General features: G+C 69.3%; 17 protein-coding genes, 1 pseudogene and 1 riboswitch. Of the genes and pseudogenes, 8 read left to right on the top strand and 10 right to left on the bottom strand.

Going from position 1 to position 22,171, the window contains the following annotated elements; all coding sequences use genetic code 11:
• Positions 1-3 precede the first annotated feature (3 nt).
• Positions 4-1,188 (bottom strand): 3-hydroxy-9,10-secoandrosta-1,3,5(10)-triene-9,17-dione monooxygenase oxygenase subunit, encoded by a 1,185-nt coding sequence (gene hsaA, locus BHQ18_RS26010; protein WP_069416545.1) that lies wholly within the window; start codon positions 1,186-1,188, stop codon positions 4-6.
• A 192-nt stretch (positions 1,189-1,380) separates the two neighbouring features.
• Here hsaA and BHQ18_RS26005 point away from each other — a divergent pair, with 192 nt between their 5' ends.
• The 3 genes from BHQ18_RS26005 (at position 1,381) to BHQ18_RS25995 (ending at position 9,898) form a co-directional block, all read left to right on the top strand.
• Complete coding sequence (locus tag BHQ18_RS26005) at positions 1,381-2,439, top strand: ferredoxin--NADP reductase (RefSeq protein ID WP_069416544.1); 1,059 nt, start codon at positions 1,381-1,383, stop codon at positions 2,437-2,439.
• A 45-nt stretch (positions 2,440-2,484) separates the two neighbouring features.
• Positions 2,485-3,027 (top strand): hypothetical protein, encoded by a 543-nt coding sequence (locus BHQ18_RS26000; protein WP_069416543.1) that lies wholly within the window; start codon positions 2,485-2,487, stop codon positions 3,025-3,027.
• A gap of 184 nt (positions 3,028-3,211) precedes the next feature.
• On the top strand, positions 3,212-9,898 hold the full coding sequence (locus tag BHQ18_RS25995; protein ID WP_069416542.1) for a cadherin-like domain-containing protein: 6,687 nt from the start codon (positions 3,212-3,214) through the stop codon (positions 9,896-9,898).
• Here BHQ18_RS25995 and BHQ18_RS25990 read toward each other — a convergent pair.
• Positions 9,895-12,012, bottom strand: a complete 2,118-nt coding sequence (locus BHQ18_RS25990; protein ID WP_069416541.1) for an acyl-CoA dehydrogenase family protein — start codon at positions 12,010-12,012, stop codon at positions 9,895-9,897. The genes BHQ18_RS25995 and BHQ18_RS25990 overlap by 4 nt on opposite strands.
• A gap of 198 nt (positions 12,013-12,210) precedes the next feature.
• On the opposite strand from BHQ18_RS25990, the gene kstR reads away from it, so the two are divergent.
• From kstR to BHQ18_RS25975, 3 genes are read left to right on the top strand one after another with little or no spacing between them, the layout of a single operon-like run.
• Positions 12,211-12,885 carry a cholesterol catabolism transcriptional regulator KstR gene (gene kstR, locus BHQ18_RS25985; protein ID WP_069416540.1) on the top strand — a complete coding sequence of 225 codons (675 nt, stop codon included), beginning with the start codon at positions 12,211-12,213 and terminating at the stop codon, positions 12,883-12,885.
• 3 nt (positions 12,886-12,888) lie between these two features.
• Positions 12,889-13,641, top strand: a complete 753-nt coding sequence (gene otsB / locus BHQ18_RS25980) for a trehalose-phosphatase (protein ID WP_069416539.1) — start codon at positions 12,889-12,891, stop codon at positions 13,639-13,641.
• Positions 13,635-14,561, top strand: coding sequence for an aminoglycoside phosphotransferase family protein (locus BHQ18_RS25975; protein WP_069416538.1), 927 nt, complete (start codon positions 13,635-13,637; stop codon positions 14,559-14,561). The genes otsB and BHQ18_RS25975 overlap by 7 nt, the downstream gene beginning before the upstream one ends.
• Here BHQ18_RS25975 and BHQ18_RS25970 read toward each other — a convergent pair whose 3' ends face one another.
• The 4 genes from BHQ18_RS25970 to BHQ18_RS25955 are packed head-to-tail and all read right to left on the bottom strand — an operon-like array spanning position 14,562 to position 18,277.
• Positions 14,562-15,662: an Rv3575c family transcriptional regulator gene (locus tag BHQ18_RS25970; protein ID WP_069416537.1), complete on the bottom strand. Its 1,101-nt coding sequence runs from the start codon at positions 15,660-15,662 to the stop codon at positions 14,562-14,564.
• Positions 15,663-15,694: 32 nt separating this feature from the next.
• Positions 15,695-16,561, bottom strand: coding sequence for a metal ABC transporter permease (locus BHQ18_RS25965; RefSeq protein ID WP_069416536.1), 867 nt, complete (start codon positions 16,559-16,561; stop codon positions 15,695-15,697).
• On the bottom strand, positions 16,561-17,334 hold the full coding sequence (locus tag BHQ18_RS25960; RefSeq protein WP_069416535.1) for a metal ABC transporter ATP-binding protein: 774 nt from the start codon (positions 17,332-17,334) through the stop codon (positions 16,561-16,563). Before BHQ18_RS25960 ends, BHQ18_RS25965 begins: the two co-directional genes overlap by 1 nt.
• On the bottom strand, positions 17,321-18,277 hold the full coding sequence (locus tag BHQ18_RS25955) for a metal ABC transporter solute-binding protein, Zn/Mn family (protein ID WP_234794318.1): 957 nt from the start codon (positions 18,275-18,277) through the stop codon (positions 17,321-17,323). Before BHQ18_RS25955 ends, BHQ18_RS25960 begins: the two co-directional genes overlap by 14 nt.
• Before the next feature lie 72 nt (positions 18,278-18,349).
• Between BHQ18_RS25955 and bluB the strand changes: the two genes are divergently transcribed.
• Positions 18,350-19,012 carry a 5,6-dimethylbenzimidazole synthase gene (gene bluB, locus BHQ18_RS25950; protein ID WP_205866192.1) on the top strand — a complete coding sequence of 221 codons (663 nt, stop codon included), beginning with the start codon at positions 18,350-18,352 and terminating at the stop codon, positions 19,010-19,012.
• Complete coding sequence (locus BHQ18_RS25945) at positions 19,012-19,770, top strand: LamB/YcsF family protein (RefSeq protein ID WP_069416577.1); 759 nt, start codon at positions 19,012-19,014, stop codon at positions 19,768-19,770. The genes bluB and BHQ18_RS25945 overlap by 1 nt, the downstream gene beginning before the upstream one ends.
• On the opposite strand, the gene BHQ18_RS25940 is transcribed toward BHQ18_RS25945, so the two are convergent.
• From BHQ18_RS25940 to istB, 4 genes and pseudogenes are all read right to left on the bottom strand, one after another.
• Positions 19,763-20,428 (bottom strand): (2Fe-2S)-binding protein, encoded by a 666-nt coding sequence (locus BHQ18_RS25940; RefSeq protein WP_069416532.1) that lies wholly within the window; start codon positions 20,426-20,428, stop codon positions 19,763-19,765. The genes BHQ18_RS25945 and BHQ18_RS25940 overlap by 8 nt on opposite strands.
• 95 nt (positions 20,429-20,523) lie before the next feature.
• A riboswitch (cobalamin riboswitch) is annotated at positions 20,524-20,639 on the bottom strand.
• 56 nt (positions 20,640-20,695) lie between these two features.
• Positions 20,696-20,827, bottom strand: a pseudogene (locus BHQ18_RS30340) (WhiB family transcriptional regulator); the annotation flags it as partial.
• Between the two features lie 66 nt (positions 20,828-20,893).
• The gene (rpsR, locus tag BHQ18_RS25935; protein ID WP_069416576.1) at positions 20,894-21,148 is read right to left on the bottom strand and encodes a 30S ribosomal protein S18; all 255 of its coding nucleotides are present in this window, start codon (positions 21,146-21,148) and stop codon (positions 20,894-20,896) included.
• A gap of 132 nt (positions 21,149-21,280) precedes the next feature.
• Positions 21,281-22,084 carry an IS21-like element helper ATPase IstB gene (gene istB / locus BHQ18_RS25930; protein WP_069416531.1) on the bottom strand — a complete coding sequence of 268 codons (804 nt, stop codon included), beginning with the start codon at positions 22,082-22,084 and terminating at the stop codon, positions 21,281-21,283.
• Positions 22,085-22,171 lie beyond the last annotated feature (87 nt).

The following is a 22,171-nucleotide window of genomic DNA, read 5'->3' as shown; positions in this document are numbered from 1 at the left end:
GGGCTAAACCATCGTGTCCTGCGGGGGGAGCCCGAACTCGTTATTGCCGAAGATCAGGTAGGCGCGCTCGGGATCGTTGGCGGCGTGCACACGTCCGGCGTGGGCGTCGCGCCAGAAGCGTTGCACCGGAGCGTCGTTGTTCAGCGCGGTGGCGCCCGACGCCTCGAACAGCCGGTCGATCGAGGCGATCGCGCGGCCGGTCGCACGCACCTGGTCGCGACGGGCGCGGGCGCGCAGCTCGAACGGGATCTCCTGGCCCGCCTGCAGCAGTGCGTACTCGTCGCCGACGTTGCCGATCAACTGGCGCCACGCCGCGTCGATGTCGCTGGCCGCCTCGGCGATGCGGATCTTGGCGAACGGGTCGTCCTTGGCCTTCTCGCCGGCGAACGCGGCGCGCACCCGCTTGCCCTGGTGCTCGACGTGCGCGTCGTACGCGCCGTAGGCCATGCCCACGATCGGCGCCGAGATGGTGGTGGGATGCACTGTGCCCCAGGGCATCTTGTACACCGGTGCGGTGTTGGTCTGCAGGCCGCCCGCGGTGCGGTCGTTCATCGCCTTATAGGACAGGAAGCGGTGCCGCGGCACGAAAACGTCCTTGACCTTGAGCGTGTTGCTTCCGGTGCCCTTGAGACCGACCACGTGCCAGACGTCGTCGATGTCGTACTCGGTGCGCGGGATCAGGAAGCTGCCGAAGTCGACCGGCTTGCCGTCCTTGATCACCGGTCCGCCGACGAAGGTCCATGTCGCGTGGTCGCATCCCGAGGACCAGTTCCACGAGCCGTTGACGATGTAGCCGCCGTCGACCACGGTGCCCGCACCCATCGGCGCGTAGCTCGACGAGATCCGCACGGACGGGTCCTCACCCCAGACCTCGTCCTGGGCCTTCTGGTCGAACAAGGCGAGGTGCCAGTTGTGCACGCCGATGATCGAACTGACCCAACCGGTCGAACCGCACGCGCTGGCGAGGCGGCGCACCGCTTCGTAGAACAGCGTCGGGTCGCACTGCAGACCACCCCACTGTTCGGGCTGCAGCAGCTTGAAGAAACCGACCTCGTTGAGTTCGTTGACGGTTTCGTCGGGCAGGCGCCGCAGATCCTCCGTCGCCTGGGCGCGCTTGGCGATCAGCGGCAGCAGGTCATCGATGCCGGCTAGGACCGACTGCGCGTCACGCTGTTCAATGGACGTCACTGGTGTGCCTCCCGAGGATAAGGACCTGGCGATGAGCGCTTGCGCGAAGCACAGATCGCTTGTTCTGAGATTAGAACACGTTACGATTCATGTCGAGCAGCGCATTCCTGCAGCGGCTAGACCTGCACACATGCATTTCTGTAACCTGTTCTAATTCTCGGCCTCCAGCTGACACGAAGGGTGAAGACCACAGTGACCGACGAGCCGCTCGGCAGCCACGTCCTCGAGTTGGAGATCGCCGACGTCATCACCGAGACCGACGACGCGCGTTCGCTGGTGTTCGCGGTGCCCGCGGGCACAGAGATACCGGCCGAGCGGCTGCGCTACGCGCCCGGCCAGTTCCTGACGCTGCGCGTGCCCAGCGACCGCACCGGTTCGGTGGCGCGCTGCTACTCGCTGTGCAGCTCCCCGTTCACCGACGACCGGCTCACCGTGACGGTCAAGCGGACCGCCGACGGATACGCGTCGAACTGGCTGTGTGACAACGCGCACGCCGGGATGAAGGTCCACGTGCTCGCGCCGTCGGGCACGTTCGTGCCCAAGACGCTCGACACCGACTTCCTGCTGCTGGCCGCCGGCTCGGGGATCACGCCGATGATCTCGATCTGCAAATCCGCGCTGGCCGAGGGCAGCGGCAAAGTGGTGTTGATCTACGCGAATCAGGACGAGAACTCGGTGATCTTCGGCCCGGCGCTACGGGAGTTGGCGAACAAATACCCCGACCGGCTCACCGTCGTGCACTGGCTGGTGTCGGTTCAGGGGTTGCCCAGCGCTGCGGCCCTGGCCGGGCTGGCGGCGCCGTACACCGGTCACGACGCCTACATCTGTGGCCCCGGCCCGTTCATGGCGGCCGCCGAGGAGGCCCTCAAAGGCGCGGGCCTGCCCGCCGAGCGGCTGCACATCGAGGTGTTCAAGTCGCTGGATTCCGACCCGTTCGCCGCGGTGGTGATCGAGGAGGACGACAGCGACCAGGGCCCGGCCACCGCGATCGTCACACTCGACGGTGAAACGCACGAGATCCGGTGGCCCCGCAGCGCCAAGCTGCTCGACGTCCTGCTGGACAAGGGCCTCGACGCGCCGTTCTCCTGTCGCGAAGGGCACTGCGGCGCCTGCGCGGTCCTGAAGAAGAGCGGCGACGTCGACATGGAGGTCAACGACGTGCTCGAACAGTCCGACCTCGACGAGGGGCTGATCCTCGGCTGCCAGGCCACCCCCCGGTCGGATTCGGTCGAAGTCACCTACGACGAATAACGCGCGGGCTAACATTCGCCGCACGACGGCTCAGGAAGGCAACACATGGCTAAGCGGTTGACCCGCATCGCCGCTGCGGTTTCGGCGGTGTGGCTGGCGCTCGCGGTGTCCCTGCCGTCGGCGACGGCCGCCGTCGACACCGCCGACTCCTCCATCCCCGTCGACCCCGGCACCACTCTGGAGATGCACGTCACCGCGAACTGCATTGCCGCCGAGGCGAACTGCCTGTTCAACACCAGCGCCAACCTGCGTCGCGGACCGGACGTCCTCGGCTTCCCCGGCGACCTGTGGGCCCGGCAGACCACCACGCTGCGCACCATGGACCGCAGCGTGTACCTGAACTTCCAGTTCGACGCGCCCAACACCAGGGCATTCAAATCGCTGACCGACGTCGAGTTCGCGACGATCTACTTCGGGGGCGGCCCACCGGAGAAGTTCCAGTTCCGCGGGAACAGCTGGCCGGTCGACTCCCGCACCGGCGCCCCGCGCACCGACGTCCCGCTGATCGTGTGCACCCACATCCAGGTGGTGTACGCCGGCGTCAACATCACCTCACCCGACGCCTGCGCCCAGGCCGCGTTCAGCTGACTCCGCCCCCCGAATACAGGGGTCGGGCAGTCAAATCGTAGGGATTCACCCGATTCCTATCGACCCCGCAAACCGTACGTTGAATTCAGTTCAGCAAATACGCTGAGGTCTTTTTTCGATCGACCCTCGTAACGCCGATCCGGCGGTGACGAGTCACCCCCACGCGTTCTCACGAGAGGTCCAGATGAATCAGCGGGCAAAGCACGGCACCGGTACCTACGCCCGCTACGTCGGACGCGTCGGCGCGCTGGCGGTGGCCCTCGGGGTGGGTACCGCGATCGGCGCGGCGTCCGGTCCGGCCTGGGCCACCCCGGACACCGGGACCGGCTCCGCCGATACGTCGGCACCGGCCGAGGCGAACGCCCCCGCTGACGAACCGCAGCCGCCCGCGTCGGCAGAGGTGCCTGAGCCTGCTGATTCGCAGACCACCGACACGATCGGTGACGACACCGCACCGACTGTGACGGTGAGCGGATCGGGCGGCGCGAACACCACCATCAACGGCTCCCCTGTCGAAGAGGTCGAGCCGACCGAGGAAGTCGAGCCGACCGAAGCGCCTGAACCCGCACCGGCCGACCCGCCGGACCCGCGGCCGCGCAACGACGACCCGGCGCCGGCGTCGTCCGTCGAGCCGCCTGAGCCCGCGGCTCCCCCGGCGACGCCGGAACCCGCTCCCGCGCCTGTCGAGCAGGAGCCCGTCGCGAGTCCGTCGGCCACGCCCGAATCCGTCGACCGGCCGGTCATCCAGCCCGCGGACACCTCGAGCATCCAGACGTTCAGCGCCGCCCGCGAAGTGCCGGCGCCGGAGCCCGCCACCACGGTGGTGTCGCAGTTCGCGTCGCTGCTCTCCCCGCTGCTTGTCCCGTCGCCGGGCACCCCGGCAGCGCCCGCGCTGGTGTGGGCGGTCCTCGCGTTCGCGCGCCGCGAGCTCGAACCGACGCCCGCCACCTCTGCGACCCAGACGCTCACCAGCCTCGGTGTCGGACCGACAGCGCGCGCCGCCGCGCCGAACCCGTTGTCGGCGCTCGAGAACTTCCTGCGCGGGGTCGTGACCGCGCTGACGAACAGGCCGCCGACCGCCGCACCGACGATCACCCAGGTCGACACCTCCTCGGGCGTGGTGACCGGCCGGCTGAACGCCACAGACGCCGAAGGCGACGCGATCACCTACACCGTCAGGCAGCCGGCCAACGGCCGGGTCACCGTCAGCGACACCGGCGAGTTCACGTTCACCCCGAGCGAGTCGGCCGCCCACGCCGCCAGCGCAACCGCGCGTGACGATTTCGCGTCGTTCTCGGTGACGCTTCGCGACGCCCGCGGCGGCGTGCGGGTGGTGACGGTCCGCAACATCCCGATCACCCCGGCCAACGACGCACCGATCAACGGCGGTTTCGCCGTGACACAGACGAACCCGGGCACCGGCATCGTCAGAGGTGTGGTCTCGGCGGCCGACCCCGACGGCGACCGACTGGCCTACAAGGGCACCACGACAACCGCCAAGGGCAGGGTGACCGTTGCAAGCAACGGCACCTTCACCTACACCCCGACGGCCGCCGCCCGCCACGCCGCGTCGGCCACCACCGCGCCAGTGACCGACAGTTTCACGGTCACGGTCACCGACGGCCACGGCGGAACCCTCGCGGTGCCGGTCACGGTGACGGTCACACCGGCGAACAAGGCACCGCAGGCCCCCAAAGTGACTGTGGACAAACCAGATTCGGTCACCGGCGTGGTCACCGGCACGGTGCGGGCCACCGACGCCGACCGTGACACGCTGACCTACAGCGGCCCGACCGACACCACCAAGGGCACGCTCGTCGTCCACAGCAACGGCAACTTCACCTATACGCCGACGCAACCGGCCCGGGAGAACGCCGCAGCAGGCGGCGCCGCGGCCAGGGACACCTTCACCGTCACCGTCACCGACGGCCACGGCGGCACCCTGGCCGTACCCGTCACCGTGACCATCAGTCCGAACCGGGCCCCTGTCGCCGGTATGGTCGTTGCACCGCAACCGAACCCGCTGACCGGCGTGGTGAACGGGTCGGTGACCGCGAGCGATTCCGACCGTGACCCGGTGACCTACAGCGGCAGCGGTGAGACTCCGAAAGGCAATGTCGTCGTCGCAGCCGACGGCAGATTCACCTACACCCCGACCGACGAGGCCCGCGCCGACGCTCAGGCAACCGCGGGCGCGGATTCCGACACGTTCGTCGTCACCGCCACCGACAGTCGCGGGGCGACGACCAGCATCTCGGTGGAAGTCACTGTGGCACCGGCAAACCGGGCCCCGCTCGTAACCGATCCGACCGTCGGCAGCCCGAACAGCGACGGCGTCGTCACCGGTTCTCTGGGCGTCACCGACCCCGACGGCACCGCGCTGACCTATCAGATGGTGTCCGGCCCGACCCTCGGCACCGTCCAGATCGACGCCGACACCGGGACGTACACCTACACCCCGACCGACGCCGCGCGACTGCAGGCGGCGCTGAGCACGGCGGTCGACGAGACCGACACGTTCACCGTGCGGGTCAGCGACGGGGTCAATGCACCGGTCACCGTGACGGTGTCGGGCATCGTGGTCGCCGAGTTGCCGGTGAACAGCGTCATCGCCACCCCTGAGGTCGGCGAGGGCCCCCGGGCGGTGGTGATCAGCCCGGACGGCTCGCGCGCGTATGTCGCCAACGCCGAGGGTGATTCGATCACCGTGCTGAACACCGCGGACTACTCGACCATCACGACGATCCCGGTCGGTGACCGCCCGGTCGCGCTGGCGCTGAACCCGGGCGGATCGGTGCTCTACGTCGCGACCGCGGGCGACGGTGCGGTTGTCGCCATCGACACCGCGTCGCTGACGGCCGGCGAGCCGATCGAGATCGGCGCGGAGCCCGCCGGCATCGCGGTGAGCCCGGACGGCTCGCTGGTGTTCACGACCAACACCGACGACACCCTGACCATCATCGACGTGGCGACCGGCGCCACGACATCGATCGAGGTCGACCCGACCGGAATCGCCACGAGCTCCGACGGCCGCTACGTCTACCTGGCCAACCCCGACGAGAGCGGGCTGACCATCATCGACCGCGAGACGGGCGATCAAACCACCGTCGTGGTCGGCGACACCCCGACCGGGGTGGTGGTGAGCCCGACGGATGACCGCGTCTACGTCACCGTCAGCGGTGAGGACCGGGTGGCGATCGTCGACCTGAGCAACGGAAACTCCGTGTCCTACATCGATGTCGGCGACGACCCGCGTGGTATCGACATCACCGGTGACGGACGGCTCTACGTCGCCAACTACGGGTCGGACAACGTCGCGGTCATCGACACCACAACGGGTGTGGTCACGTTCGTCGCCGTGGGCGACGCACCCACCGATGTCGCGGTCAACGCCGACGGCACCCAGGCGACTGTGACCAACAGCGGGGACAACACGGTGACCGTGATCGTGCTCACCGGCAACGCGGCGCCGGACGTGGTCTACACCGTCAGCGCAGCCGACATCACCGACGGCGCAACGGTCATCGAGTTCGAGGCCACCGATCCCGACGGCGACGTCGTGTCCTACGCCGTCGCGACCCTTCCGACGCACGGCACGCTGGTGTACAACGGCGACGGCACGTTCACCTACACGCCGAGCGCGCAGGCCCGCCACGACGCCGCGTTCGGCACCGGCTCACCTGCCGACACGTTCGTCGTCGCCGTCGACGACGGCCGCGGGCAGATCGTGCCGGTCACGGTGACCGTCGCCATCGATCCGTTCAACGCGGCGCCGGTCACTGCCGACGACTACTACACCGTCGGCGAAGACGGGTCGATCATCGTGAGCCCGTTGGCCAACGACAGCGATCCCGACGGCGACGTCCTGACCTACATCGGATACAACCAACCGCCCAACGGAACCCTGGTCGTCAACGACGACGGCACTTTGACCTACACACCGAACGCCAATTTCCACGGACTCGACGGGTTCGCCTACCAACCCACCGACGGCCTCGCAGACGGCGAGATGCGCATCGTGTACATCACCGTGGTCCCCGTCGACGATGCGCCGGTGGCCGCCGACGACGCGCTCGGCGTCGACATGAACGGTTCGGTCACCTTCAATCCGCTGGACAACGACGTCGACCCCGACGGTGGTCCCCTGCAGCTCGTCTCCTACACCGACGGCGCGTCCGGTGTCGTCACCGACAACGGCGACGGCACCCTGACCTATACCCCGTTCGCGGACTTCGTCGGCACGGACACCATCACCTACGTGATCTTCGACGGTGTGACGCAGAGTTCGGGCACCGTCGTATTCACGGTCTCCCGGGTCAACGCGGCGCCCACTGTCGCGCCGATCGTCGCCAAACCGGTCAACGGCACCGTCCACATCGACCTGCACGCTGCCGACACCGACGGCGACGCCCTGAGCTACACCGTGGGCGGGCTCAGCGGCAAAGGCACCGTCACCGCGCTCGGCGACGGCGTCTTCGTCTACAACCCGACCGCAGCCGCCCGGTCCGCGGCCGCGACCACCGGCCAAGCCGACACCGACACCTTCACGGTCACGGTCACCGACGGCTTCGGCGGAGTCGTCCAAACCCAGGTGACCGTCGAGATCGCGCCGACGCGTGTGGCCGGTGAGACCGAGATCCCCGGAATCCCGCGGGGTAACCCGGTGGTGTCCGAAACCGGGCATGTCTCGGTGCTCGCCGGCGTGATCCGCTCCGGCGGAACCGACTTCACCAACATCGCGGTGACCGACACCAGGACCGGTCAGCAGATCGGCGGCATGGTCACGACACCGGGCACGCTGACCTTCGGTTCGCCGTCCCCCGGCGCGATCAAACCCGGGATCGAGATCACCCCGGACGGCACTCGCGCGGTCATCACGACCACGAACAACGCCGACACGGTCTGGGTGACCGTCATCGACACGGCCACCGGTCAGCAGATCGGCGACACCGTCGCGGTCGCCGGGTACGCAGATGCGTTCGCGCAACGGCCAGCACAGCTCAACGCCGACGGCACCCGCGCGGTCATCACGACCAAGGGTCAGGGCAACCTCACCACCAGCGTCGCCGTCATCGACACCGAGACCGGTCAACAGCTCGGCACCACAATAGATGTGGCCGGTGCTGCGGTCGACCCGCAGCCCTTCTACGATCCGAACCCACAGCGGTTCACCGGCGCCGGAACCCGTTATATCGTCACTTCGTACTCGGGTGCCGATCGGACCCTCCGCATCGTCGTGGTGAACACCGAAACCGGTGAGCAACTGGGCGAGACCGTCGCCGTGCAGGGCTCGATGGAACGCGCGTTGTACTTCAACGCGGACCGCACCCGGATGGCAGTGAGCGGCTATTCCTACTCATATGACGAGGACGAAGGGGTGGGCTACGGCACCACAACCACGGTGCTCGTCGACACAATCAACGGCGGCCAGATCGGTGACACCGTCACACTGGGCGGCAATCCGCAGCCGATCACCTTCTCGGCCAACGGCAATCGTGCGATCATCTCGGCGCGCCCGGGTAGCCCGCACCCGGACATCACCGAGGTCGCGATCGTCGATACGGCCAGCGGCCAGCAGATCGGCACCAACATTGCCGTTCCGGGCGACATGACGGTGGCGCTGACCGCCGACGGATCGAGGATAATCTTTACCGGGTCGGCGTTCACCGACACGACGTTGAAGGTCATCGACGGGGCCACCGGCAATCAGCTGGGCGCCGACATCGTGGTAAGTGGTTGGCGCGCAGGCGCAGTCGCACTGAGTCCGGACGAGACCCGTGCGACCGTCGTCACCAGTTCGCTCGACAGCGCGTCGGGCACCGGCACGCTGCACGTGGTCACCGTCGAGACCGCCACCGGCACGCAGGTGGCAGGCAACAGCCTCGTGATCCCGCAGGACATGCAGGGCATCGCCACCGTCACAGATGACCGCAGCGCGATCGTGGTCGTCTCCGCGGACACGGCCGGTAACACCACCCGGGTCTCGGTCATCGACACCTACAGCGGGGATTTCGTCGGCTCACAGGCGGTGGCGCCGGGCCGCTGGCGCAGCACCACGATGAACCAGGACGGCTCCCGGGCCGTCGTCGCCACCTATGACGACGTCGCGCGAACCTCGCATCTGGTCCTGGTCGACGTAACCGACGGCGCGACGCTGGGCACCGGCGTCACGCTGAGCGGCTTCAGCAACGATCCCCCGAAGCTCAGCGACGACGGCACCCGACTGCTGTTCATCACCAACTCCACGGGGGCCGCGCCGGCGCAGCACTATGCGCTGCTCTACGCCGCCACTGGCGCGATGGTCCTGCCGGCGACTTCGATTCCCTACCAGTCGCAGGTCCTCATGGTCGGCAATGGAAACCGGATCGTCGTCGCCTACAACGACGGCACAGTGTCGCAGATCACCGTCTTCGACGGCGTCGCCGGCAACCAGGTCGGTGCCCCGATCCTGTTGGCGGCCCAACCCGGGCAACCCCCGCGCATCGCCGTCAGCGGGGACGGACGCTTCCTCGGGATCTCCTCGCTCGTGAGCTCGCTCGGGTCGAACATGCTCAACGACGTCGCATTCGTCGACCTCGACAGCGGCGCCCGGATCGGCGACACCATCACCTTCGCCGAGACCGCCTCCGTCGGCGGCTTCGACGGGACGTCGGCAGTCGTCCTGACCTCGGACGCCGTCACGGGGTCGACCGGCCAGACCATCGTCGATCTCGCCGCCGGTGGCGGCTCAGGCGGCACTGGCGGCTCGGGAAGTACCGGGACCGGCGGCAACGGCTCGTCGGGCACCGACGATGATGAGGGCTCCAGCGGCTCCGACAGCGGCGGCAGCGGCTCGGGCGGATCCGGCGGGACCCCCGAAGGGGAGGCTTAGCGCGGCAGCCCGAGCAGCCTCTCGCCCGCGAGGGTGAGCAGGATCTGCTCGGTGCCGCCGGCGATGGTCAGGCAGCGGGTGTTGAGGAAGTCGAACACCGTCTGGTTCTCGACCACGCCGCCGCCCTCGGACAGTTCCATCCGCAGCTCGGCCAGCGCCTGCCGGTACCGCACCCCGATGAGTTTGCGGACGCTGGCCTGCGGACCTGGATCCTGTCCTCCCACAGCCAGTTCGGCGATCTTGCGGTCCAGCAGCGAGCCGACCTGCGCGGCCACGATCAGCGCACCCAGCTCGTCCTGACCGGCCACGTCGAAGTCCAGCGTGGCGACCTGCTTGAGCAACTCCTCCATCGGATTGCCCAGCGCGGTGCCCGCGGCCATCGCGACCCGCTCGTTGGCCAGCGTCGTGCGGGCCAACCGCCAGCCGTCGTTGACCTGACCCACCACCATCTCGTCGGGCACGAACACGTCGTCGAAGAAGACCTCGTTGAACAGGTTGTCGCCGGTGATCTCCCGCAGCGGGCGGATGTCGATCCCCGGCGAGGACATGTCGACCAGGAAGTACGTGATGCCCTTGTGCTTCGGCGCCTCCGGGTCCGTGCGCGCCAGGCACACCCCCCACTGCGCCTTATGCGCCGCCGACGTCCACACCTTCTGGCCGGTCAGCTTCCAACCGCCCTCGGCGCGCACGGCTTTCGTCCGCAGCGCCGCCAGGTCCGAACCGGCTCCCGGCTCGGAGAACAACTGACACCACAGCAGCTCACCGCGCAGCGTTGCGGGCACGAACCGCTCGATCTGTTCGGGGGTGCCGTGCTCGAGGATCGTCGGCGCGGCCCACCAGCCGATCACCAGATCCGGGCGCGTCACCCCGGCCGCAGCCAGTTCCTGGTCGATCAGCAGCTGCTCGGCGGGCCCGGCGCCCCGACCGTGCGGCTTCGGCCAGTGCGGCGCCTGCAGCCCGGCGTCCGCCAACGCCGCCTGCCGCTGCTCGACCGGCAGCTTCGCGACTTGTTCTACCGCCGAGGCGATTTCGGGCCGCAGCTCGGCCACCGAGGCCAAGTCGATGCTCAGCTCGCGCCGCACACCCTGCTGGGTCAGCGCCGCCACCCGGCGCAGCCAGTGCTTCTCGCCGCGCAGGAAGTGCGCCAACCCGTAGGCCCGGCGCAGGTACAGGTGCGCGTCGTGCTCCCAGGTGATCCCGATTCCGCCCAGCACCTGGATGCAGTCTTTGGCGTTGTTCTTGGCCGCGTCGATGCCGACCGCCGCGGCCACCGCGGCCGCGACCGACAACTGCGCGTCGTCGCCCTCGGACACCGCGCGCGCCGCGTCACCGGCGGCCACCGCGGCCTGCTCGGAGCGCAACAGCATCTCCGCGCACATGTGCTTGATCGCCTGGAAACTCCCGATCGGTTTGCCGAACTGTTCGCGCACCTTCGCGTACTCGGTGGCGGTCTGCAGCGCCCAGCGCGCGAGCCCGGCGGCCTCCGCGGCCATCATCGCCGCCGCGACGTCGACGATCCGCTGCGCCGAACCGTCGATCGGCCGCGCCGGGGCCGAGTCCAGCACGACGCGCGCCAGCGGCCGGGAGAAGTCGGTCGGCTCGAGCGGTTCGACCGTCACCCCCGCGGCGGTGGCGTCGACCATGACGAAACCGTCGCCGGCAGGCAGCACCAGCACACCGGCCCCGTCGGCGCCCAGCACGTAATCGGCCGTGCCCGAGACCGCCCCGTCGGCCAGTTGCAGGTCCGCGGCCAACGCCACACCGGCGACCCGGTCCCCGGCGGCCAGCGCCGCGAGCACATCCGGGTCGGTGATGACGAGGGTGGCCAGCGCGGTGGTCGCCACCGGCCCCGGCACCAGCGCGGCGGCCGCCTCGTCGACCATCGCGCACAGATCCTCGACGGTGCCGTCGGCCCCGCCGTGTTCCTCGGGCAGCGCAACGCCGAAGATCCCGAGCTCAGCTAACCCGCGGTAGGGGCCGCGCCACGCGTCGGGTTGCCCCTGCTCGACGTCGCGGGCTGCGGCGATGGCGTTGGACGCTGCGGCCCAGTCACGAATCAGCTCGCGTACGGCTAACTGTTCGTCAGCAATGGTCCCCGGGGATGCGACCGACACCGTCCACTCCTAGCGTTGGGTGAGAAGGCAGTACTCCCCACTAGAACGTGTTCTAATAGTGCCAGCGATCGACCGTCAAGTCGACCGCCGTCACAGCAGGACACATCGGTGCCGTCGCCGCTGCCGAGGTGAGCACAAAAAGGATCGGCATGCGTATCGTTTTCAGCGAGAACGCGTGATGAAGGAGCTGTCTGCCGCATGTCTGGCCCGTCCCCGTCGGCCTCGCCCAACCCACAGTCGGAATCCCGGCCGCGCCAGGTGATGAACGTGGCGGTGCTGTCGGAGTCCGAACTCGGCTCCGAGGCCCAGCGCGAGCGCCGCAAGCGGATCCTGGACGCCACGCTGGCGATCGCCTCCAAGGGTGGTTACGAGGCCGTCCAGATGCGCGCGGTGGCCGAACGCGCCGACGTCGCGGTCGGCACCCTCTACCGCTACTTCCCGTCGAAGGTGCACCTGCTGGTCTCCGCGCTGGGACGCGAATTCGAACGCATCGACGCCAAGACCGACCGCGCGTCGCTGTCCGGCGGCACGCCGTATCAGCGCCTCAACATCATGGTCGGCAAGCTCAACCGCGCAATGCAGCGCAACCCGCTGCTGACCGAGGCCATGACCCGTGCGTTCGTGTTCGCCGACGCCTCGGCCGCCGGCGAGGTCGACCACGTCGGCAAGCTGATGGACTCGATGTTCGCCCGCGCGATGAGCGACGGCGAACCGACCGAGGACCAGTACCACATCGCCCGCGTCATCTCCGATGTCTGGCTGTCGAACCTGCTGGCCTGGCTGACCAGGCGGGCGTCGGCCACCGACGTCAGCAAGCGACTGGACCTGGCCGTGCGTCTGCTCATCGGCGACGGCGAGCACCCTAAGATCTAGCCGGTGGGCTTACCGGACGACCTGGCGCGGGCGCTGGACGCGGCCGCTGCGACGCCGCGACTGCTGGTCACCTCCGACTTCGACGGCACGCTGGCGCCGATCGTGAACAACCCGGCCGACGCGCGACCGCTGCCCGCCGCCGCCGACGCCCTGGTCGCGCTGGCCGATCTGCCGGACACCGCGAGCGCGCTGATCTCCGGGCGCGCGCTGGAGGTGCTGCGGGCACTGTCCGGGATGCCGCCGGCCGTGCACCTGGTCGGCAGCCACGGCGCGGAGTTCACCTCCGGCTTCTCACACGACGTCGACACCGCTCGGCTGCAACGGATCACCGCCGAGCTGGAGGCCATCGCGGCCGGTAAGCCCGGCGTCACCGTGGAGACCAAACCCGCCAGCGTCGCCCTGCACGTGCGCAACGCCTCACCGGCCGACGGCGACGCCGCGCTGACCGCCGCTCAGGAGGCGTCGAGCGCGTGGGGCGCGCAGGCCACCGCGGGCAAGGCCGTGCTCGAGTTCGCCGTGATCCAGACCGACAAGGGTGAGGCCGTCGACATCCTGCGCGACCAGGAAAACGCCACCGCCGTCGTGTTTCTCGGTGACGACGTGACCGACGAGAAGGCGTTCCGCCGGATGCGCGACGGCGATGTCGGTGTGAAGGTCGGGCCGGGCGACACGCTGGCCGGCTACCGGGTCGACACCCCCGAGGACGTCGCCGCCGCGCTGCAGTACCTGCTGCAGGCCCGTCGCCAGCGATGCTGAGCACCGAACAGCTCGCCGCACGCACCGACCGGGCGGTCCGCGCCGCCGTGGCCGCCGCCACCGACCTCGGCCTGCAGGTCGACGAACCCCGCGTGCTCTACGACGTGTTCTCGGTCATCGTGCACCTGCGGCCGGCGCCGGTCGTGGCGCGGGTGCCGACCGTCGTGCCGCCGTCGTACCGGCGAAACCCGCAGGCGCAGACCGCGCAGCAGCGCGCCGAACTCGACGTCACCGGATGGCTGGCCGAGCGCGGGTACCCCGTCGTCGCACCGAGTCCGCTGACGCCGCGCGAACCTGTTCGCCGCGAAGGGTTCTCGATGACGTTCTGGCAGTACGTCGAGCATCAGCGGTCCGCCGAGCCCGACATGGCCGCCCGCATGGCCGCCACCGCGCGGTTGCACGCCGCGCTGCGCGATTACCCCGGTGAGCTCGGCTTCTGGGCGCCGTTCGGCACCTACATCCCCGAGGGTCTCACCCGGCTGCGGGAACTGCCCGACGTGCTCCCACCGGCCGATCTCGAACGCGCGCAACAAGAATGGGCTGTCATCGCGCCGGTGCTCACCTCCCGCGACGTGTTCGCGGCGACTTTTCCCGGCGTCGGCGTCCAGCCCATTCACGGCGACGCGCCGTACCACAACATGATCGGCGAGCTGTGGTCCGACTTCGAGCTGGTGACGATCGGCGCCGTCGAATCCGACCTGGCGATGACGGGTCCCGACGCCGTCGCCGCCTATGACGCCGCGGCAGTCGGATTGGGGTTGCGCCCCACCGATCCCCGGGTGCTGGCAGTCACCGAGGCCGCGGGCCGGCTCGGCATAGTCGCGGCGTTGGCGATGGCTCCCGAGCTGCCGATGCTGATCGACGGTGTCGCGCCGATGCTGGACCTCTGGCGCGAGGCCCCGCCGATCACCCGGCTCTGATCAGGCCGGCGGGCCGGACGTGCGGCCACGGACCAGCTCGGTGTCCAGCACGTCGACCACCGGCAGGCCCGAGCGCGGCGGCTGGTGCAGCAGCCGACCGGCCCGGCGGCCCTTTTCGACGCTCGGCTGCGCGACCGTGGTCAGTCCGCGCCGCAGCGCCTCGGGCACCCCGTCGAAGCCGGTGACCGTCATGTGCCCCGGCACGTAGATGCCGCGGCCGCGCAGATAGTCCATCGCCGACAGCGCCAGCACGTCGGCCGTGCACATCAGCGCCGTCAGCCGCGGGTTCGCCGACAACGCCACCTCGGCCGCCGCACCGCCCGAGGTGGGTAGGTGCTCGTAGCTCTCCACCACGGTCAACGAGTCGCGGGCGAGCCCGGCCGCGGTGATCGCGTCGACCACCCCGGCGATGCGTTCGCGCTGCACGTGAAAATGCGGCGTCTGCAGCCGCTGCGGATCGGCGACAGCGGCGCCGACCTCACCGGCCGGGCGGTCGCGGCCCAGCCGCATCGTCAGCAGGCCGATCTCTCGATGGCCCAGTCCCACAACATATTCGGCGAGCTCCCGCATCGCTGCGCGGTCATCGATGCACACCCTCGACGCCCCCGGCACGTCCATCGGCTGGTCGACGACCACCACCGGCAGGTGCCGCTGCCGGACCACCGCCAGATACGGGTCGTCGTCGGAGGCCGAGTAAACCACGAACCCGTCGACCCCGGCAGCCAGCACCGCGGCGGTGCCGTCGCCGACGTCGCGGCTCGGTCCGACGGCCACCAGCAGCAGGCCCTGGCCGGCCTCCTCGCACGACTCCGCAAGCCCGGCAACGAAATCGAGCGCGGCCGGATCACTGAACGAGTAGTTCAGCGGTTCGGTGATCATCAGCCCGACCGCCCCGGCCTTGCGGGTCCGCAGCGAGCGCGCGACCGGGTCCGGGCCCGGGTAACCGAGTCGCTTGGCGGTGGCCAGCACCCGTTCACGCAGATCGGCCGACAGCTGGTCTGGCCGGTTGTAGGCGTTGGAGATCGTGGTCCGCGAGACCTTCAGCTCAGCGGCCAGCGAGGCCAGGGTGGCACGCCGTCTGGGCGTGGGACTCCTCGGCATGCTCCCGCAGCGTAGTGGACGCGGGGCTGCCCTCAGGTGATGAGCACCTGATCGGCGGTTTGCCGCAGTCCGCGTTCGGCCGCCCACACCACCGCCCAGATGCTGCAGGCGACGGTGACGATCACGAAGCTCGGCGGCGCGTTGAACATCGCCGACAGGCCCAGCCCCGCCCACACCGACGCGAGGCTGAAGCCCGTCGACAGCGCGATCGCCGTGGCCGGCCGCGGGGTGAGCATGATCGCGGCGGCCGCGGGAGTGACCACCAGCGCGAACAGCAGCAGAGTGCCGACGGCCTGAACCGCCATCGTCACCGCGAGGCCTAGCAGCGCCATGAACGCCACCGACAGCGCCCGCACCGGAACCCCTTTGGCGTCGGCCACCTGGGCGTTGACCGAGCTGAACAGCAGCGGCCGGTAGATGAAGCCGATCGACAGCGCCAATACCACCAGCAGCGCCGCGAACATCGCGATCTGCTGGTTGGAGATCGCCAGCAGGTTGCCGAACAGCACGTTGGTCATCGTGCTCGAGCCGCGGGTAGCCAGCGAGTTGAAGAACAGGCCCAGCCCGGTCGCCATGGCCAGCACGGTGCCGGTCGCGACCTCACGGTCGGCGGCCCGGCGCCCGAGCGCGCCGATCACCAGCGCCCCGCCGATGCAGAACACGCCGAGCCCCACCCCCACGGGCACGCCGACCAGCACAGCGCCGGTGGCGCCCGGCAGCCCGATGTGGGCCAGCGCGTGCGCGGCGAACGCGGTGTTGCGCACGACGACGAAGTAGCCGATCAGCCCGGCGGCCAGCGCGACGATCGTGCCTCCGATCAGCGCGTTGCGCATGAACGCCGAGGTGAGGATGTCGAGCCAGTTCTCCTGGTAGCCCAGCGCGACGACGGAGGTGGTCATCACGTCCTCCGCATGTACAGCTCGCCCTGCGGGGTGTGCACGACCTCCACGCGGGTGCCGTAGAGGTGGCTGAGCAGTTCCTCGTCGACCACCCCGTCGAGGGTGTCGAAGTGTGCGTGGCCGTCGAGAAGGTAGATGGCGCTGGTCAACACGCCCAGCAGCGGGTTGAGGTCATGGGCGACGACGAAGATGGTCACGCCGTACTCGATGTTGATCCGCTCCAGCACCGCGACGATCTCGCGCTGGCTGCGCAGATCGAGCGCCGCGAGCGGTTCGTCGAGCACCAGCATCCGCGGCTTGGAGACCAGCGCCTCGGCCAGCGCGACCCGCTGGCGCTGACCGCCCGACAGTTGCGAAAGCCGTTTGCACGCCACGTCGGTCGCGTCGACGGCGGCCAGCGCCTCGTCGACGCGGCGGTTGTCGTCTCGGCTGGGGCGGCCGAAGCCCCACCGGTGTCCGGTCAGCCCGAGCATCACGGCGTCGCGGGCGCGGATCGCCTCACCGGAAATCGACGCGTAGTTCTGCGGCACGTAGCCGATCGCCTTGTTCAGCGCGCCCGGCGGCTGCCCGAACACCTTCACGTGTCCGGACGCCGGGGCGATGAGCCCGAGCATGATCTGCAGCAGCGTGGTCTTGCCCGCGCCGTTGGAGCCGATGACCGCGACGATGCCGCCCGCGGGCACGTCGAACGTGGCTTCCGACCAGATGAGCCGGCCGCCGCGCGCCGCGCTGACGTCGTCGAAGCTCAGCGCCGCGGTGTCAGGTTCGGACACCGAGCGCCTCGGCGAGTGCGGTCAACTGGTCCACCTGCCACGTGACGAACGAGTCGGTGTCGGGCGGGACGGTTTCGGTGACCTCGACCACCGGTACCCCGGCCTGCTCGGCGGCAGCCCGGATCTGTTGCGGCACAGAGCCTTCGGTCTGCACGTTGTAGATCAACACGTCGACGCCGCGGTCTTCGAGGAGCCGGAGGAACGCGTCGAGATCCGCGGGTGAGGGTTCGGACTCGTTGGCCGAGGCGACCTGGTACCCGGCCGGGGTGCGGTTGGTCAGACCGAGCGCCGCGGCCATGTCGTCGAAGACGGTCTCGGTGGCCGCGTAGGTCTTTCGGGACGCGCCCGCGCGAATGGATTCGATGCGCTCATCGTACGGCGTGAGCGCGGTGGCCAGCCCCCGGCGACGTTCGGCGAAGTAGCCCGCGGCTTCGGGCGCCAGCGCGCTCAGCCGGTCGCGCACGGCGTCGGCGACCGCGGTCACCGCGGCGGGGTCGTACCAGGCGTGCGGGTTGGCGCCGGCACCGTGATCGTGGTCGTGGTCATGTTCGTGGTCATGGTCGTGGTCGGCTGCCAGGGCCTCGACGACCGGCGCGTCCGGCGCAGCGCCGGCCGCCAGCTTGGCCGCCCACTCGTCGTAGTGACCGCCATTGAGCACCACCAGTTGGGCGCCCTCGAACGTCGCCGCGTCCGCGGGCGTCGGCTCGTAGTCGTGCGGGTCGACCGAGCTGCTCGCGATCACCGTGGTGACCTGCGCACAGTCACCGCCGAGCCGCTCGACCAGGTCACCCCACTGGTCGACGCTGACCACGACATCGACCGGCGCGACCGGGCACGCACCCTGCGGCGCGGCGCGGTCACCGTCGTCCGAGCACCCGGCGAGCGGGACGGCCAGCACGGCGCAGGCGGCCAGGACGCGGACCAGTCTGGGGTCGTAAAACATGGCGATAACGATAACCGTTTCCATTAATCGGCGCATCCGGGTGTCCCCGGGCCGCCGCTTAAGCTGAGCGGCGTGAGCGAGCATGCGTTCAGCGCGGCCGAGCGCCGGGCCGTCTACCGCGCCATCGCCGAGCGACGCGACATGCGCCGTTTCACCGCGGGCGCCGCCATGCCCGAGGACGCGTTGTCGCGGGTGCTGGCGGCCGCGCACGCCGCGCCCAGCGTCGGGTTGATGCAGCCGTGGCGGTTCATCCGGATCACCGACATTCGGTTGCGCCGGGCCATTCACCGGCTCGTCGACGACGAGCGGCACCGCACCGCCGAGGCGCTGGGCGCACGCGGTCAGGAGTTCCTCGCGCTGAAGGTCGAAGGCATCCTCGACTGCGCCGAACTGTTCGTGGTGGCCCTCGGCGACGACCGGCAGCGGCACGTGTTCGGCCGCCGCACCCTGCCCCAGATGGACCTGGCGTCGGTGTCGTGCGCGATCCAGAACATGTGGCTGGCCGCCCGCGCCGAGGGGTACGGCATGGGCTGGGTGTCGATCTTCGAACCCCGCGGACTGGCCGAACTGCTCGAAATGCCCGACGGCGCAGAGCCCGTCGCGGTGCTGTGCCTGGGCCCGGTGCCCGAGTTCCCGGACCGCCCGCAACTCGAGATCGACGAATGGACCTCGGGGCGGCCGCTGAGCGAGTTCGTCTGCGAGAACCGGTGGCCGGCGCCGGCGGGGATGCGCTGATGACCGTCGTCGACCTCAACGCCGACCTCGGCGAGGGCTTCGGGGTGTGGCGACTCGGCGACGACGAGGCCATGCTCGACATCATCACCAGCGCCAACATGGCGTGCGGGTTTCATGCCGGCGACCCGGCCCTGCTGCTGCGCACCTGCCGGGCGGCCGCCGAACGCGGTGTGCGCATCGGCGCGCAGGTGAGCTACCGCGACCTCGCCGGGTTCGGGCGCCGCTTTCTGGACATCTCACCCGACGAGCTGACCGCCGACGTCATCTACCAGATCGGCGCGCTGCAGGCCATCGCGCAGGTTGCCGGAACATCGGTCACGTACGTCAAACCCCATGGCGCGCTGTATAACACGATTGTCAACCACCGCGATCAGGCGCGCGCGGTCGCCGAGGCGGTGCACGCCGTCGACCCGGGGCTGCCGGTGCTCGGACTCTCGGTTTCGGCGTTCTTCCGCGAGGCCGCCGAACTGGGCCTGCAGACGGTACCCGAGGCGTTCGCCGACCGCGCGTACCGGCCGGACGGTCAGCTCGTGTCGCGCGGGCAGCGCAACGCCCTGCTGCACGACACAGCTGAGATCGCCGAGCGGGTGAGCTCGATGGTCAACCGCGGCCGGGTCGACGCGGTCGACGGGTCCACGATCGTGGTCAGGGTCGAATCCGTTTGCGTACACGGTGATTCGCCCGGTGCGGTGCAGATCGCCACCGCGGTGCGAGACCGGCTGACCGCCGACGGCGTCGAGATCCGGCCGTTCACCTAGCCGGTCGGGTCAGCCCGCAGTCACCGCACTTCGCCCCGTCGGCGATGCGGTAGTACAGGCAACAGCTGCGGCGACGAAACGCCAAGTTGTATTTGACCGTTCCGGTCCCGGTGAGCTTGCCGGTGTCCAACAGCGCACGGGCCAGCCGGGTCGCGGGGTCCCGTAGCCGTGGCCGGGCCGAGTACAGCGCGCGGGTCGCTGCGACCATCGCCGACGCCACGTTTCCGTACAGCAGCCCCGGCGCCAGCTTGACCCCCAAACCCGCCCCCAGCGGCTCGAGGTGGCGCTGCACCACCGCCTCGTAGAGCACCTCGACGAGTTCGCTTTCGCTTCCGCGCACACCTGTCGGTTCGACGATCGCGAGATCCGCGGAATCGCCCGCACGCTGCAGACCGACGAAATCCGGTGCCACACCGTGCATCACCGCGCACGCCAGGGCCGGTGACCACAGCCGCGAGGCGATGCTGAACTGCACCAGCGACGCGGACACCCGCAGAGCCCCGGCGCCCCTGCCCTCGGCGGTGCGGGTGATCAGATCCGCGAACCCGTCTGTGTAGAACCGTTCGATCGGCTGCCACCGGCCAGGCGGCTCGCCGACCCCGATCGCGAAGAACCCGCCGAGCTTCGCCACATCGCCGAGTTCGTCGGTGATCCTCATCGAACGGCTCGCCTTCCTGTCGGGGGCGGGCACAGCGCAGGAAGACCTCTCGGCACACCGAGTCCGTCCTCGCCGGGGAGATCCGCCCCAGTTGTCGTGAGGAGGCGACCGTGTCGAGTATCTGGCTCTCGGACCTGGGCGGACCGATCACAGTGGCGGGACCGCACCGGATTCACACCGGCTTCCTCGGGTCACCGTCGCCAGTCGAAAATGATCCTGCCACACGTGTTCGCGACCATGCAGAGCGCCTCTTTGAGGGTCGCCACCTCAGTTCGCAATCCTTCTCCGCTCAGCCGGCGTCGTTGCACCCCAAATTCCCCATGGTTCAGACGATGCCAACGCGTAGCGCAGACACTCGGCATGCACCACGCACGAGCGGCAGAACTTCTTGGCCGACTCTTCTCGCGCCGTCCGCTTCGAGCCGCGGACGCTGTCGAAGCCGGGTGCCTATGCCGCGCGCACCCGTCAACGGGAGGTGCCGAACGGCAGGAGCGCCATTTCGCGTGCATTCTTGATTGCAATAGCGACCTGCCGCTGCTGTTGTGGGGTCAAACCGGTCACCCGGCGCGAACGGATTTTTCCTCGCTCCGAAATGAATGTCCGGAGCACGTGAATGTCCTTGTAGTCGATGCGTTCCACTCCGGCAGCTTTGAGCGGGTTACGCTTGACGCGCTTGACCTCTGGTATCGAAGACCGCCTCACCGTCTTCTTCTTCGCCATCGCCGTCACCAGCTCGATTTCGATACGCCCGGCAGTTCACCGCGGTGCGCCAACTCCCGCATGTCGGCGGCGGCTGAATTTTGACCCCCTGGCGGCAGGTGAAAATTGACCCCCTGCCGGGGTGGTTGGTGATTATTCCTCAGTGGTGGTGGCCGCGGTAGGTGTGCGGCCGAGGTCTCGGTCTTTGAGTCGGTAGCTGTCTCCTTTGAGGGTGATGACTTCGGCGTGGTGGACGAGGCGGTCGATCATGGCGGCGGCGACGACGTCGTCGCCGAATACTTCGCCCCAGCGGCCGAAGGCTTTGTTGGAGGTGACGATGAGGCTGGCGCGTTCGTAGCGGGCTGAGACCAGTTGGAAGAACAGGTTGGCGGCTTCGGGTTCGAAGGGGATGTAGCCGACTTCATCGATGACGATGAGTGGGTAGCGCCCGAGTCGGGTGAGTTCGGCGTGGATGCGTCCGGCGTGGTGTGCTTCGGCTAACCGGGCGACCCATTCGGCGGCGGTGGCGAACAGGACGCGGTGGCCGGCCTGACACGCTCGCATCGCTAGTCCGATGGCCAGGTGGGTTTTGCCGGTGCCGGGTGGGCCGAGGAACACGACGTTGTCTCGGGCGGTGACGAAGTCCAGCGTTCCGAGGTGGGCGATGGTGTCGCGTTTGAGTCCGCGGGCGTGATCGAAGTCGAACTCCTCCAACGACTTGCGGGCCGGGAAGCGGGCTGCGCGGATGCGTCCTTCGCCGCCGTGGGATTCGCGGGCGGAGACTTCGCGTTGCAGACAGGCCGCCAGGTATTCCTCGTGGGTCCAGTTCTCGGCGCGGGCGCGTTCAGCGAGCCGGGCGATCGAGTCACGCAGGGTCGGTGCTTTCAGGGCGCGGGTCAGATAGGCCAGCTCGGCGGTGACATCGCGGCCGGGCGTGCTGGTTTTGGTGGTGGCCATCAGGCGGCTCCGCCGTCGAGATCGACTCCGAACGCGGCGTCGTAGGCCGTCAGGTCCCGCACCGCCACCTCGGTTTCGGCTGGTGGC

Source organism: Mycolicibacterium flavescens, assembly GCF_001722335.1.
Classification (GTDB): domain Bacteria; phylum Actinomycetota; class Actinomycetes; order Mycobacteriales; family Mycobacteriaceae; genus Mycobacterium; species Mycobacterium flavescens.
The sequence above is the reverse complement of the archived record's forward strand: the minus strand, read 5'-3'. Positions and strand labels throughout refer to the sequence as shown.